10 protein-coding genes and 1 tRNA gene are annotated in these 16000 nt (G+C 45.2%); all 11 read left to right on the forward strand.

Features of this window, described 5'->3' with window-relative positions; all coding sequences use genetic code 11:
- Positions 1-30: 30 nt before the first annotated feature.
- The 11 genes from MKY75_RS07135 (at position 31) to pheT (ending at position 15992) form a co-directional block, all read left to right on the forward strand.
- Entirely contained in the window at positions 31-1572 is a 1542-nt protein-coding gene (locus tag MKY75_RS07135; RefSeq protein ID WP_069012849.1) for a 2-isopropylmalate synthase, read from the forward strand.
- 203 nt (positions 1573-1775) lie between these two features.
- Positions 1776-2852, forward strand: a complete 1077-nt coding sequence (gene leuB, locus MKY75_RS07140) for a 3-isopropylmalate dehydrogenase (RefSeq protein WP_029516477.1) — start codon at positions 1776-1778, stop codon at positions 2850-2852.
- 323 nt (positions 2853-3175) lie between these two features.
- Positions 3176-3715 (forward strand): peroxiredoxin, encoded by a 540-nt coding sequence (locus MKY75_RS07145; RefSeq protein WP_023987763.1) that lies wholly within the window; start codon positions 3176-3178, stop codon positions 3713-3715.
- Between the two features lie 263 nt (positions 3716-3978).
- On the forward strand, positions 3979-4395 hold the full coding sequence (locus MKY75_RS07150; protein WP_029516478.1) for a hypothetical protein: 417 nt from the start codon (positions 3979-3981) through the stop codon (positions 4393-4395).
- 337 nt (positions 4396-4732) lie between these two features.
- Positions 4733-5836: an ATP-binding protein gene (locus tag MKY75_RS07155; RefSeq protein WP_039269745.1), complete on the forward strand. Its 1104-nt coding sequence runs from the start codon at positions 4733-4735 to the stop codon at positions 5834-5836.
- A 341-nt stretch (positions 5837-6177) separates the two neighbouring features.
- Entirely contained in the window at positions 6178-8319 is a 2142-nt protein-coding gene (locus MKY75_RS07160; RefSeq protein ID WP_340884822.1) for a bifunctional diguanylate cyclase/phosphodiesterase, read from the forward strand.
- 107 nt (positions 8320-8426) lie between these two features.
- A tRNA-Gly gene (locus tag MKY75_RS07165) sits at positions 8427-8497 on the forward strand.
- A 279-nt stretch (positions 8498-8776) separates the two neighbouring features.
- Complete coding sequence (locus MKY75_RS07170) at positions 8777-9817, forward strand: polysaccharide lyase family 1 protein (protein ID WP_318626829.1); 1041 nt, start codon at positions 8777-8779, stop codon at positions 9815-9817.
- A 365-nt stretch (positions 9818-10182) separates the two neighbouring features.
- Positions 10183-12033 carry a ribosomal protection-like ABC-F family protein gene (abc-f, locus tag MKY75_RS07175; RefSeq protein WP_340887073.1) on the forward strand — a complete coding sequence of 617 codons (1851 nt, stop codon included), beginning with the start codon at positions 10183-10185 and terminating at the stop codon, positions 12031-12033.
- Between the two features lie 451 nt (positions 12034-12484).
- Complete coding sequence (gene pheS / locus MKY75_RS07180) at positions 12485-13516, forward strand: phenylalanine--tRNA ligase subunit alpha (protein WP_273041806.1); 1032 nt, start codon at positions 12485-12487, stop codon at positions 13514-13516.
- 28 nt (positions 13517-13544) lie between these two features.
- Complete coding sequence (gene pheT, locus MKY75_RS07185; RefSeq protein WP_340884824.1) at positions 13545-15992, forward strand: phenylalanine--tRNA ligase subunit beta; 2448 nt, start codon at positions 13545-13547, stop codon at positions 15990-15992.
- Positions 15993-16000: the final 8 nt, after the last annotated feature.

Raw genomic sequence — 16000 nt, forward strand, 5'->3', positions numbered from 1 at the left:
AGGGTCCTAATCCTGAGGAGGTGCGTTAGGTTGCGCAAAATATATATATTTGACACAACGTTGAGAGACGGAGAACAGTCACCTGGCGTGAACTTGAATACTCGTGAAAAAGTGGAGATCGCTCATCAGTTGGAGAAGCTGGGAATTGATCGTATGGAGGCTGGGTTCCCGGCTGCTTCTCCGGGTGATCTGGCAGCTGTTAATGCAGTAGCAAAAGCTGTAAAAAATTCGACGGTGATTGGTCTTTCGCGTGCAAGGGAACAGGATATTGATGCAGTTCGCGAGGCACTCAAGGGAGCTCAGGACCCGTGTATCCATATTTTTTTGGCAACCTCTCCTATTCATCGTCAACATAAGCTGCGGATGGAGAAGGCACAGGTTTTGGAAACTGCTCGTGCTGCCATACGCTATGGGTTGAAATATTTGCCTAAAGTGGAGTTTTCCTTGGAAGATGCAGGCCGTACAGAGCTTGATTTTGTGGTTGAAATGGTCACCATGGCTGTACAAGAAGGAGCTTCTGTCGTCAATATTCCAGATACGGTAGGTTACTTGACACCCTATGAGTATGGAAATATATTCAAACATATTAAGGAAAATGTAATCGATGTGGAGAAGATTCAATTGAGTGCACATTGCCACAATGACCTGGGAATGGCTACTGCTAATACACTTGCTGCCATCCTGAATGGCGCGGATCAGATCGAGGGAACCATTAACGGTATCGGTGAACGTGCTGGAAACACGGCCATTGAGGAAATCGCCATGGCACTGGAGACGAGACAGGAATTTTTCCAGGCCAAAACGTCTCTTCAATTGTCTGAAATTGCGCGCACGAGCCGTTTGGTTAGCCGTTTGACGGGGATGGTAGTGCCGGGCAACAAGGCAATTGTTGGAGCCAACGCTTTTGCGCACGAATCAGGTATTCATCAAGACGGCATGCTGAAAGAGAAAACGACTTATGAAATCATGACACCAGAAAGTATCGGTCTAAAAGAAAGCAAGCTGGTACTTGGTAAGCACTCAGGTCGTCATGCTTTCCGTGAGCGTTTGATCGAGTTGGGCTACGAATTGAACGAAGAAGATCTGAATCGCGCTTTTGGGCAGTTCAAGGATTTGGCTGATAAGAAAAAGGAAGTTTCGGACGATGATATTTTGGCATTGCTGGAAGAAAAATTGGCTGATGCACCTGAAGTCTTCAAGCTGGAAACGATTTTTGTTACCTACGGGAATAAGGCTACGCCTTCCGCACAAGTGCGTCTGGTTAACGATGAAGATCAGGTTATTGAGACAGAAGCTGAAGGAAATGGTTCAGTCGATGCGATCTATAATGCGATTGATCAAGCCAGCGGTGAGAGCGTTGTACTTTCAGATTACTCCATCAAGTCTGTTACCCATGGTAAGGACGCTCTGGGTGAAGTCCATGTAGTGCTGACGCAAAACGAACTGTCTGTACAGGGACGCGGGGTAAGCACCGATATTCTGGAAGCAAGTGCTCGGGCTTACGTGGATGCGCTGAATGGTTTAATCGACAAGCGTAAAAACTACAGTAATCGCGTAGATTATAAATCTTAGTTTTTATGCAGACTTAAGAGTTGGGTTTACAGGGTCGGGTTTTTCCGGTCCTGTTTTCTTTTTTTCTGATGAAAAAACCAGCTTATAGGCTGTGCCTATTGAATTGATAGATTCTATATCTTGGTCAAAGCCCTGCCATATATGTTACAAAGAAGGTATGAAAAATACGGTTGTATGGCTGTATAACAAGAGGAGTGTACGTGATGGCAGACGTTAAAAAGATTGCGGTAATAGCGGGAGATGGAATTGGACCTGAAGTGGTCGCAGAGGCAGAGAAAATTTTGAAACGTACGGAAGAAGTATTCGGCTTTTCATTTGAAACGGAGCATGCGCTGTTCGGCGGGATTGCCATTGATAAGAAGGGCACACCATTACCGGAAGAAACACTGGCAGTATGTCAGTCTGCAGATGCTGTTCTGCTGGGTGCGGTAGGAGGGCCACAATGGGATAACAATCCAAAGGAACTTCGTCCTGAAACCGGGCTGCTGGGCATTCGCAAAGAGCTCGGTCTGTTTTCGAATCTTCGTCCTGCTGTCGTCTTTGACTGTCTCAAGGACGCGTCTACATTGAAACCGGAAGTGTTGGAAGGAACGGACCTGATCGTGGTGCGCGAACTGACGGGCGGCATTTATTTCGGCGAGAAGTTCAGACGAGAAAGTCCTCAGGGTGAGGAAGCAGTTGATACTTGCGCATATAATGTAACAGAAGTAGAGCGTATCGTGCGCCAATCTTTCGAAATTGCACAAAAACGTCGCAAAAAACTTGCATCGGTGGATAAGGCTAATGTACTGGAAACTTCCCGTTTATGGCGTGAAGTAGTGAACCGGGTTGCTGTAGACTACCCGGATGTCGAGCTGGAGCATGTATTGGTTGATAACTGCGCCATGCAATTGCTGCGTCGTCCATCTAGCTTCGACGTCATCGTGACGGAAAATATGTTTGGTGACATTCTCAGTGACGAAGCGGCTATGCTGACTGGATCCATCGGCATGCTCTCCTCCGCATCACTGGGAGAAGGCAGCTTCGGCCTATACGAGCCGGTACATGGCTCGGCGCCTGACATTGCAGGTCAAGGCCTGGCGAATCCCATTGCAACGATTTTGTCCGTTGCTTTGATGTTCCGTCTTACCTTCGGGTACGAGAAAGCAGCAGATGCCATTGAGAAAGCCGTAGCTGAGGTACTGGATGCAGGGCACCGTACGGCGGATATTGCGGTGGATAAATCTCAAGCAATCTCGACAACTCAAATGGGTGATCTGATCGCTGCAGCTATTCGCTAAAAGCTCCGTAAATGCACCCGTTCTGAAAAAAAGCTTCCTATTATATAGTAAGGTTATACAGTCTAGCTTTTTGGCAAATGTTTAGCACAGTAGCTCCTGAGCAATCAGGAGCTATTTGTATATTCAAAGGTTCAAAATGTGAATAAAATGTGAATTTTTAAGCTAGTTTAAAATAATTATAAAAAAGTAATGGTTACAATATTGACTTTGATTTCAGCGAATGATAACATTTATCAAGTAAGTTGTTGTTTATTACAATACAGATGATTGAGGAAAGCACATGTGGTGTTTTTCTTACATATTTTAAAGGAGGATTTCATATTATGGCAGAAAGATTGGTAGGAAGACCCGCCCCTGATTTTGCATTGGAAACAGTGACTGGAGACGGTCAAGAATTTGGTTCGGTGAAGCTTTCCGATTACCGTGGCAAGTGGCTCGTATTTTTCTTCTATCCACTGGATTTCACTTTTGTGTGCCCTACGGAAATTACAGCATTGAGCGATGCTGCTGACCAATTCAAAGAGCTGGATACTGAAATTCTGGGTATCAGTGTAGACTCCGTGCACAGTCACAAAGCATGGATCAACACAGCTAAAGAAAACAACGGTCTAGGCAAACTGAACTTCCCATTGGCTTCTGACATCACGAAAAAAACAGCAAGCGATTATGGCGTTCTGATCGAAGAAGAAGGCGTTGCATTGCGCGGCTTGTTCATCATTGATCCAGAAGGCGAATTGAAATATCAAGTGGTTAACCACAACGATGTAGGTCGCAGTGTAGAAGAAACATTGCGTGTACTGCAAGCTTTGCAATCCGGTGGCTTGTGCCCAATGAACTGGAAACCAGGCGATCAAAATCTGTAATATAAGCTTCACAAGTTGAAATTAATTAAACAAACAAGCCCCCAACTAGCGGTTACTCTACCGTTATTGGGGGCTTGCTTGCCTGCTCTGTGCAGCGGAAAATGTGAGGACAGCCTGTTTAATGAGGCAACGCAGAGTGAGGTAACAAATAATTATGGAAATGTTGTTGTGTTCTGGAGGAATTTTGCCTGACGAAAGCGAATAAGGTATTGTAGAAGATAAGCAAGGCAGAACAGGTTTTGTTCAGAGGAGGCTGAGCCCGGATGAGTTATTGCTGTGGAGCAAGCATGGTAGGAACCAAGGGAACGCTGAAGCATTACCGCACCCAAGTTCATAATGTTCCTTTGCTGTTTTGCCCGGTATGTCGTCGCATTGAAGTTCATTATAAAGTCGAAAATGAGTATGAAATCTTGGCTGAATATGCACATGGAGATGGGGCAAGCGAGATTGATTTTCAGGATTATGTCATGGAAGACGATGATACGATATTTGAAAATTGTGTGAATCGTGAAAGTGAAGATGCGTTTGAAATTGTGAAGCGTCAAATTGACATATCCCTGGATTTATTGATGGTAGCCAAACAGATGAATGATGAAAAATGGCAGGGAGAGCTTAAGAGAAGACTGGCCGTTATGAGCCAAAGACGATCCCGGCTTCAACATAATAAGAGCGGCAGTTGACATCCTACACACCAAAGAAGCTCTCAATTCTGGAGAGCTTCTTTGGTGTGTAGGGCGCTTGTTCCTAACTTCATTTTTCATTTTGGTAATGTTGCGCAGATATTATGACGAAAGAAAACAGGATAAAAATTTGGATTCGACACTTTTTCCGATTGACTGCGATCCTTAATCTTGTCTATCATAAAATAAGACTGGAATTGGAAAGAGATGGTCGGATTTCTGTGTAACTGTTTTCTACACCATTGAAGGGTAGTCGATAGATGCCTTTCTTTTCTTCAAGATTATTACGCGTCCGATACGGCCAGTTTGTCATTCCGAAACAAGGGGGAAGCCTGGCATGATCAGTGAATTCCAAGAAGCCTTGCTTGATACCGTGGGAGCTTGTCCTTCCACACAGATCGCCAATAACAAGTATGAAAATGTGCTGGAGAACCTGGATAGTGGTATCATGCTGTTTGACAGTGACGGGGTACTGACCTTTATTAACGTGCAAATGGCGAAATTGCTGGAGCTACCACGGAGTTCGCTAGCAGGTCGCAATTTGATGCAAATTTTGCATCATCCTGAGTTAAGCCGGTTTAAGAAGAAGAAAATCATGCGGATTTATAAAGAAACTATCTTTCATAGAAAGCGCTATCATGAGTTAATTGATGAGTATGGTCGGCATTGGTTGATAACAGTAACCTATGGTGATCAGATGGATGGCGATTTTTTGTTTAGCGTCAAGGATGTGTCGGATTATAAGCAGATTGAGCAGACAGCATATCAAAACGATAAGCTGGCGATGCTGGGACGCATCTCGGCCTCTATTGCTCATGAAATTCGTAACCCGCTTACCGCAATCCGGGGCTTTATTCAATTGCTTCGACCGCATTTGGTGGAGTTGGGCAGGGATGAGTATGCCCGCATTATATTAACAGAAATTGATCGTGCGAACGACATTATTTATGAGTTCTTAAATTCGTCCAAGCCTTCGGCTCCGCAAAAAACGGCTGTATCTGTGATGGGGCTGCTGAAAGAAGTAGTGATGCTGACAGAAAGCGAAGCATTGATGAAGGGTTGCCAGATTGCATTGGACGAAAATGATGAGCTCATGAAGGTTTCCATTGATGTGAAGCAGATTAAGCAGGTTATTCTCAATATGATTAAAAATGCAATGGATGCCATTGAAAGCATGGGTGGGGAACGAGAGGGCTGCATCGATATTCATACAGTGCTTGAGGGCAATTATGTCCACATTTGTATTGAAGATAACGGATTAGGTATGGATCACAATACATTGACGCGTTTATTTGATCCTTTTTTTACAACAAAAGAAAGTGGAACCGGGTTGGGATTGGCTGTGAGCTATCGAATTATCAAAAATCACGGAGGTTTCATACATGTAGACAGTAAACATGGAAGTGGCACACAATTCAAAATCACGCTTCCTGTAGTTTAATATGGGGAGGTTTTCGCAGAGGGGTCCTGTACATACTATTTCTTTTATGTTGTGCAGCGTTGGGGTATAGGTATCACCTTTTTGGAAAAGGTTATCTGAAGCGCATAATCTGACAAGATGATGCGCTTTTTTGGTGCTGTAAGCTCGGTTATTTGCGTAAATGCGAAAATGAATTCATGAATTTAAGACAAAAAAATGATTCACCTTTCACAGATTAAATGCTATTATATACCAGAATACAACATTATTTTTGATACTATAGACTTAAACAACGGCTTCCAAAGCTGTCAAACGTCTTAGATGATCGGAATCTCCGATATGCAGGGGGCTGAAGAGGCTGAATGAGTATACGGCTGGAAGTAAAAAAAACGATAGGTATCGGCATTGCTGCGATAGTTTTGTTTGTCTTGGTTCAGTTATTTCACGTAACTTTGAATAAGATATACTCCCATAATGTTTTTTTCTTGTTATATCCGATCATAGGGTTTGCCTGTGCTGCGATTTGTTTTTCTATTTTTTATCAATCCTGGTCCGTTTTACTGGAACAGTTATCCTTGCAGAGACTTCTTATTGCCCCGACGTTTTTAGTGGCTGGTCTGCTTTACCTTGTTCATATTGTTTCGTTTAGTTTCGTAAGCCTGACGGACTTTGCTTTGTCTCCGGGCATTTCGTTATGGCTGCTATTTGTAAATCGTGCCTTTACTTCTGTCTTGCTCTTATGTGTTTGTTTCCTCCCGTTTAGCAAGACGAAGTCTGAATACAAGACAGTGGCTTTGTGGGCAGGGATAGGCTGCACTTTGCTGATTCTAGGAGTTATTAAGAAATTTGGTGCAGGCTTACCGGATCTACGTATACGATACGAAATAGGCAACCTGGGCTGGACGTTAAATCTGGCTGTCATGTTACTGCTTGTGCTCACTTTTATTTTCGGGGTGCGAAAATATCGGAAAGTCCGCCCGGCGGAGTTAGGCATGTTGCTTATGGTTCGTGGAATTGGACTGTGTGTTGTGAGTCAGTTGTTCTATTTATTTTCTGAGCAAATGAGCGATATTAATCACCTATTGGGACTTTTGACCAACGCGATAGCATTCTATAACATGTTGAGCGGGCTGGTCCGGTTGATGGTTCTGGTTCCTTATCGTGAAAAACAGGCAGCCGAATCTGAGTTTAATCACATTGCTTATAATGATGATATAACAGGACTCCCCAATCGTCGCCGCCTTTCCCAACGTTTAGATAAAATATTGCGCAAATCATTGAAATCGGATGAGACAGTAGCGCTTTTAGTTCTAAATATTGATCGTTTCAAGGCGATTAATGATTCGCTTGGACATATGGCAGGAAATTATTTGCTGTATGCAGTAGGCGAACGCTTGGGGCATTTTAGCCATGAAGGGGAAGCTGTCTTTAGCATGGGCGGAGATGAATTTGCCTTTCTTCTAACGGGATACGAAGATACAGATGCTATGAGAAGTCGTATTGATGATATGGTGAAGCTGTTCGATCTGCCTTTCGATATTGATGGTGAGTCTTATCATGTGACGGTGAGCGTTGGTATAGCTTTGTACCCGTTGGATGCGAATCAGAGTGAACAGCTTATTCAGCAGGCGGATACGGCTGTACATAGTGCTAAAGAGCAGGGAGTGAATTTTCAGCGGTATGCTAGTTCGATGCAGATGCGAGCGCATGAAAGACTCCAGCTGGAAAATGATCTGCGGCGAGCGCTTGAAAATGAGGAATTTTCATTGGTGTATCAACCTCGTGTCCACCTGCAAAGTGGCGAGCTAACGAGTTTGGAGGCGCTGGTGCGTTGGAATCATCCTCATCGTGGGATGGTGATGCCAGGCGATTTTATTCCGGTGGCTGAAGAAAGTGGTTTAATTGTGCCCTTGGGGGAATGGGTGTTACGGGAGGCCTGTCTGCAAAATAAGCATTGGCAGGAGCTTGGGTACCCACCAATCCCGATTTCGGTCAATTTATCCATGCGCCAATTTCAGCAAAAAAAGCTGGTGGATGTAATTCGGGGCATTTTGACCTATACGGAACTTGAAGCACGCTATCTAGAGCTGGAGATTACCGAGAGTATGACCTTTGATAAGGATCGAGCCTTTGAACAGTTAAAAAAAATAAAGGCTATTGGTGTCGCAATCAGTATTGATGATTTTGGAACTGGCTATAGCTCATTGCATTATTTGAAGAATCTCCCGATTGATCGTCTAAAAATTGATCGTTCCTTTGTAAATGAGGTACTGGTCGACAGCAAAAATGCAGCAATTGTATCTACTATTGCCTCCATGGCTCACCATTTGAAGCTGAAGGTTACGGCTGAAGGGGTAGAGAATGAGGAGCAGCTTCATTTTTTGCAGGCACAAGATTGTCATGAGGGTCAGGGGTATTACTTTAGTCGCCCCATTCCGGCAGAAATCTTTGAAAAATTGTTTTTACGTGAACCTATGAATTGGCTGGCTCAGGATAGTATGTAGTATGCTTGCATTTTGCTGAAAGATAAGTTATACTAAATAACATCCTGATTCAGCTGGTTGACGATAGGTTAAGCGTGCCATACATAAGAATCGAGATATTATAAAATGCGGGTGTAGTTCAATGGTAGAACTTCAGCCTTCCAAGCTGATAGCGTGGGTTCGATTCCCATCACCCGCTTACTATTTTAAGAAGTTCGAAACCCTTGTGACGCAAGGGTTTTTGTTTTGTTTGGAGTTTTGTTTGGAGTAGATAAATACATTATAGCCGGGGTGCCAATGGGGTATCACGGCTTTTTGCGTTCTTACGAACTATTTTTACATTGCCACACAAAATAAAATATAAAATATTTAGCTTATATGCTATATAAACAGATAAAAAGAACTATTTACCATTTACTAAAAAATAAGTATAGTCGCATTGTTGGGATTTAACTTAAAAAAGGATGGTGTAGTTGCAATGAGGAAAATTTCTTTTCTGTTTTTAGCATTAACTTTGGTGCTGCTTACTTTCCCTGCAAGTTCTACGTTCGCCGCTGCTGATTTTCCGAATACGTCGACGAATGGAATGACTGGTTTTGCCGGACAGGCTAAAAGTGAAAATGGAGCTACTAAGCCTGCCACAACAGGGGGAAAAGGCGGTCAGATTATCTATATCAATAATCTAAACGATTTGAAAAACCAGTTAGGGGATTCAACTCCTAAAATTCTGGTCATCGAAAAAAATATCTCTGCCTCCTCTAAAACCGTGGTCAACATTGGTACTAACAAATCGCTCATTGGTTCTTATGCGCAAAACAAACTGGTTAACATTCATTTGAAAACAACAAATAATTCGGGAAATGTGATCTTTCAAAATTTAACTTTTGAGCACAGTGCCAACATTAACGGTAACGATGACATCCAACTTTATCTTACTGCGGGCACAAATTATTGGATTGATCATGTTACGTTTGCAGGTCACAGTTATAATGCAAATGGCTCGGATCTGGACAAACTTTTGTACATAGGCCAATCGGCTGATTATGTAACCATTAGTAACTCCAAATTTGCTAATCATAAATATGGTCTCATTTTGGGATATCCTGATGATGGCAATAAAAATTATGATGGCATGCCCCATATCACGATCGCTAATAATTATTTTGAAAACTTACTTGTACGTGGTCCAGGACTCATGAGATATGGATATTTCCATGTTAAAAATAATTATATTAATAATTTTCAGCTTGCTTATACCATTGCTACGAATGCAAGAATCTATTCTGAGTACAACTACTTTGGAAAAGGTAGTGAAAAGGGCGGTATTCTTGATGATAAAGGCAATGGCGAGTTTAAAGATGTAGGGAGTTTTCCCACCATCAACAACCAAAAATCGCGTGTAACCAACTGGAATCCAAGCAAGAACTATAGCTATCAAGTTCAGACTCCTGAATATACTAAAGAGTTTGTAACGAAATATGCAGGCTCGTCGAATACAACTTTGGTATTTGGAAAATAACGAGGGTTATTTGCAAATGTGTTGTGATCTGCTATACTAACCGCAAGTAATTATCCCATAAAAAGGAAGGTAACCATACGTCCGATGAAGTAAGCACACTGATTTTCCCACTTAACTGCACAGTTACTGGCAGGCGGCTGTAAGCTGCAACGGGAGAAGTGTGTCTGAAAATGAATGTAGGGACGTATGCGTTTATTCCGGAACGGGATTTGGCTTATTCGTTTACGGTGTTATTTTTCATAAGCGTATGTTCTGAAACGATTCATAACAGTCATTCTATATTCCTTGTATGCAAGCCGCAGCCTTCTGCGGCTTTTTTTATTGCTTCCGGGGTCAAAAAACCGGGCTGGGAAAGGATGATCGGTATGAGAACGATTTTGCGTATTCGCAATGTAGTAAAGGATTGGAACGGGACATCTTTATTTGAGAATGTGTCGTTGGATGTGATGGAAGGAGAACGGCTCGCACTGTTTGGAAGAAATGGAGCAGGTAAAACGACGCTATTACGAATATTGCTGGGAGATGAAGCGCCAACCTCTGGTCAAGTAGAGCATGATTTGCCACTGGAAGAGCGGGGCTGGCTGAAGCAGCAGGATACGGTGGATGGGTCTCGAACCGCACTGGAGGCCGCACAGCAGGCCAGCCCTCGGCATTGGCTCCTCAAGCAAGCGTTGGGACAGCTGGAAGCTGACCTAGCCGATGCTGGGAAGGATATGGAGCATCATTTGGAGCGTTACGGCGAGCTGATGGATGAATACGAACGCCTGCAAGGCTTTGCCTGGGAGTCTGAGGTGGAAAAGGCGCTCACTCGAATGGGAATGCCTGCCCAGACGTGGTCCATTGCTTATGGTGACCTGAGTGGCGGACAGAAGACGAGAGTGCGGTTAGCCGGACTGATGGTCAGGCAGCCGAAGCTGCTGGTGCTGGATGAGCCGACCAACCATTTGGATGCCGAAAGCTTGCTTTGGCTGGAGCAGTGGCTGTCCACGTATCCGGGAACGCTGCTGTTTGTATCGCATGACAGAGCCTTTTTGGATCGAGTGGCTACGAGTATAGTTGAGCTTGCATCGACAGGTATTGGACGCTATAAAGGCGGCTATAAGGAATATAAAGCGCAAAAGGAGCGGGAACTGCGAGAGCAGGAAGCCAGCTATCGAAAGCAGGAGCTGGCGAAACAGGCACTGGAGGAAACGATTCGAAATTACAGGGAATGGTTTCACCAGGCACATCGTAGCGCATCCAAAGTCGAAGTGGCTATTACACAGAGCTTCTATAAGGCCAAGGCTAAAAAAAATATCTCCCGTTATCATGCGAAAGAAAAAGAACTGGAGCGACTGGAGGCTAACAGGGTAGAACAACCACGTGAAGCTCCGTCTTTGCACATGAAATTAAGTGACAGCGGGTTTCAGGCAAAATATTTGCTGCGTGCTGAGCAGGTTGACTTTAGCTACGACGACCGTATCATTGTGAAAAATCTAAATCTGATCGTTGCACGTGGAGACCGTCTGGCTGTTCGGGGGCCCAATGGAATTGGTAAAACCACACTGCTTCGGTTATTAACAGGTCAACTGGAGCCGCAGACAGGAAAAATCACAGCCAACCCACAGTTGAACATCGGATATTTTTCACAGGAGCTGGAGCAGCTCCCAGAGGATCAAACGTTGCTGGACAGTCTGCTTGCGCTTCCGACGATGACGCAAACAGAAGCGAGAACAGTGTTGGGCTGCTTTCTTTTTGCGAAAGAGGACGTGTTTAAAAGGATCGGGACACTTAGTATGGGAGAAAAATGCAGGGTAGCTTTTCTGCGTCTGTACTTTAGTGGAGCCAATCTGCTGGTGCTGGATGAACCGACGAATTATTTTGACATTGAAACCCGTGAAATTGTAGAGGATTCTTTGCGTAACTATGATGGAGCACTGGTGCTCGTCTCACATGATCGGGAGCTGGTGAGGAGCACGGCAACTCGGTTACTCGATATGAAGCCGGGGGGCAGATATGAAATCTATGAGGGGACAGCCGACGAAAAGCAAGAAGATGAACGGAGCCGTCAACGGGAGCCAGAAGACCAGGAGCGGCGTGAGGAACGTCTTCGATTACAATTGCGTCTTACAGAGTTGATGGGAATGACGGGCACGAATGACGAAAATGAAAAGTTGTTGAGCGAAATCAGGCGCATTCGTGCAAATCTGGAGCGGTTGGATGATCTCGATATCTAAAGGGTTGAAACGTATGCCCTGCTTGCCAAAGCGCGGTAGTTTGCATATAATAATGAACAATAGTTCGAATTTTTGAAAATGTCTTGATGGAGAAGAGTAGACAGTGTCCGATTGAACAGGGAGGAAGCGCCGTAGGATTGAGAGCGTTTCTGCAAATACTGGGCTGTTGAAGTTCGCTCCGGAGCAGTTCCTTGAACCTCAGGCGCCATGTGAATGGCGAATGTGCAAGTAGGGGATACCGGTTCACGACCGTTATAACGTGCAGAGCGAGACGATGATGCATAGCATGAACAATCACCTGTAACTATGTTGCCGTAAGGCAAAACGCCGGGTGAGCTAAGCTTATTGTCTAACGAGGGTGGTACCACGGTCTTTTCGTCCCTTACCGGGAGGAAAGACCTTTTTTTGTTGTCTGAAAAGCTGGATATGAAGAAAGGGGACTGAACAGGCGATGAGCGAAACCATCCAAATGAAGGAACATTTGCTGGCCTTGAAGGAAGAAGCACTGGAAGTATTGGAGAAGGTGGCAACACCTAAGGAGCTGGCTGATCTACGGGTCAAATACTCGGGAAAAAAGGGCGCATTGACTGAAATTTTGCGCGGTATGGGCAAGCTGAGCGCGGAAGAGCGTCCGGTTGTTGGACAGGTAGCCAATGAGGTGCGGGAGGCGATTGAAGAAGTCGTTAACCGTAAGCAAGACGAGTTCACGAAAGCGGAAACGAATGAGCGTCTGCAAGCGGAAAAGATCGATGTTACGCTACCTGGACGCACACTGCCGCAAGGCGGACTGCACCCACTCAACAAAGTGATTGAGCAAATCGAGGATATTTTTACAGGCATGGGATATCGAGTGGCTGAGGGTCCACAGGCTGAGACGGATTATTATAACTTCGAAGCATTGAACCTGCCTAAAAATCACCCCGCACGCGATATGCAGGATTCATTTTACCTGACTGAGGATCTGTTGATGCGTACCCATACGTCACCAGTTCAGATTCGCGCGATGGAAGCGATGAAGGGCGAAACACCTATTAAGGTTATCTGTCCGGGTACGGTTTTCCGACGTGATGATGACGATGCAACACATTCTTTTCAATTCCACCAAATTGAAGGGCTTGTCATTGGAAAAGACATTCGCATGAGTGATTTGAAAGGAACCTTACTTCAATTTGCACGCGAAATGTTCGGAGAATCGACCGAAATCCGTTTGCGCCCAAGCTTCTTTCCGTTCACAGAGCCGAGTGCTGAAGTAGACGTAACTTTTGTGAAGAAAAATGGCGAACGCGTGTGGATTGAAATTTTGGGCTGTGGCATGGTCCATCCGAAAGTGCTAGAGATGGGCGGTTTTGATCCCGAGGTGTACAGCGGCTTTGCATTCGGTATGGGTGTAGAGCGGATTGCTATATTGAAATACGGTATCGATGATATTCGTCATTTTTATAACAGTGACCTGTCGTTCCTGAAACAGTTTGCGCGTCAATAAACAACTATATCAAGGGAAGTGAACCCATATGAAAGTATCATTCGAGTGGCTGTCCGAGTATGTATCGCTGGATCAGGTAAGCGCGGAGGATCTGGCAGAGAAAATCACCCGTTCGGGCATAGAAATTGATGAGGTCGAGCAGCGCAATCAAGGGATTACTGGCGTCGTTGTCGGCTATGTTAAAAGCAAGGAAAAGCATCCTGATGCTGATAAGCTGAATGTATGTATTGTCGATGCAGGTCAGGAGGAAGATCTGCAAATCGTGTGTGGTGCCAAAAACGTGGATGCAGGTCAAAAGGTTCCTGTTGCAGTTGTAGGTGCAAAGTTGCCGGGAGATTTCCACATTAAAAAGGCCAAGCTGCGTGGTGTAGTATCCATGGGTATGATCTGCTCGGCCAAAGAACTGGGCATGAATGACAAGCTGCTTCCAAAGGAATTGCAAGAAGGTATTTTGGTGCTGCCTGAGGATGCTGAAATTGGTATGCCAATTACGAAGCTGCTGGCGCTGGATGATCAGGTGCTGGATTTTGATCTGACACCCAATCGTTCGGATTGCCTGAGCATGCACGGAGCAGCATATGAAGTGAGTGCGATTCTGGGACGTGATATTTCTCTGGCTGATCCGGCTAAGGATCTGGTGGAAATTAGCGATGCAGCGGCAGATCATCTGTCTGTGAAGGTAGATACTCCTGAACTGTGTACGCACTATGCGGCCCGTTATATTACAGGTGTAAAAGTGGGGGCTTCCCCATTATGGATTCAAAACCGTCTGATGGCGGCAGGTGTTCGTCCCATCAACAACATCGTAGATATTACGAACTACGTCATGCTGGAATACGGTCAGCCGTTGCATGCTTTTGATGCGGATAAGCTGGAAAATGGAAATATTGAAGTTCGACTCGCTCGTGCAGGCGAAACATTGATTACACTTGATGATCAGGAGCGTAAGCTGGAGCCGCATATGCTGCTGATTACAGACGGTGTGAAACCAATAGCATTGGCAGGCGTGATGGGTGGAGCCAACTCCGAGGTTACGGATGCGACGGTCAGCATTGCGCTGGAATCTGCGAAGTTTGACGGCGGTACAGTTCGCAAAACGTCTCGTCAACTTGGACTGCGTTCAGAAGCAAGTCTGCGTTTTGAAAAAGAGGTTGATCCAGGCGCTGTTGTGCCTGCTGTGAATCGTGCAGCTGCGCTGATTCAGCGTTATGCAGGAGGCACTGTACACCAGGGCATCGTAGAATCTGCGTCTGCAAAAGCTGAAAACCGCGTTATCAAGCTGTCGCTAGATAAAATAAACCGATATTTGGGAACCGAACTGTCGCTGCTTGAGGTGAAAACGATTTTCGGTAGACTTCATTTCGGATGTGGCGACGCAGAGCAAGGGGTACTGGAAGTTCAAGTTCCTACACGCCGTGGAGATATCACCATTGACGTGGACTTAATCGAAGAGGTTGCTCGTCTGTATGGTTACGACAATATCCCGACCACGCCGATTGAAGGTCCTACAACTCCGGGAGCTTTGACAGCATCACAATCATTGCGCCGCTCCCTGCGCAGATTGCTGGCTCATGGTGGCTGGCAGGAGACGATCAGCTACTCTTTTGTACATCCGCAAAGTACGGGGTTATTTAATGCCCTGACAGAAGGCAGCCATCCGGTACGTTTGGCTATGCCTATGAGCGAAGACCGTAGTGTTTTGCGTACGAGTATCATTCCGCAGATGCTGGATACAGCGGTGTATAACATGAACCGGAAGCAAGACAATCTGGCGATTTTCGAGATGGGAACAGTATTTTATACAGAGGAACAAACATTAACCCGCCAGCCGCAGGAAATTCAAGTGCTGAGTCTGTTGTTGACTGGGGTACGCCGTGAAAAACAATGGAATATTGGTGCTGAAAAGGTTGATTTCTTTGATATTAAAGGCGCGCTTGAAACGGTGTTTGACTATTTCGGATTGAGTGCCAGCATTCGTTATGTCGCTGACCAACCGCAAAGCTACCACCCGGGCCGTTCCGCTTCGGTATGGCTGGATGTGAATGGAAGCTCTCAACGGATCGGTACCCTTGGGCAGATTCATCCGGAGCTCCAACAATCTTATGGGCTGAACGATACGTATGTTGCAGAAATTGCGTTGCAACAGGTCATTGAACACGCAAACTCTCATATTCAGTTCAGAGAGCTGGCTCGCTTCCCATCCGTGGAACGTGACATTGCCCTCGTGGTCAATAAAGACGTTGAGGCAGGCGAACTGCTTCGTGTTATTCACGCTGCAGGCGGAGAGCTGTTGCAGGATGCACGAGTGTTTGATGTATTTACAGGCAGTAAGCTTGGTGAAGATAAGAAGAGCGTAGCTATCTCTCTGACCTATCGTCACTGGGAACATACGTTGACGGATGAAGAGATCAATGCGGCGCATACTCCTGTCGTTACGTCTCTGGAACAAACTTTTGGAGCGGAATTGAGAAAGTAGCAGGAAAT

Source organism: Paenibacillus sp. FSL L8-0663 (assembly GCF_038008125.1).
Lineage (GTDB): Bacteria > Bacillota > Bacilli > Paenibacillales > Paenibacillaceae > Paenibacillus > Paenibacillus polymyxa_D.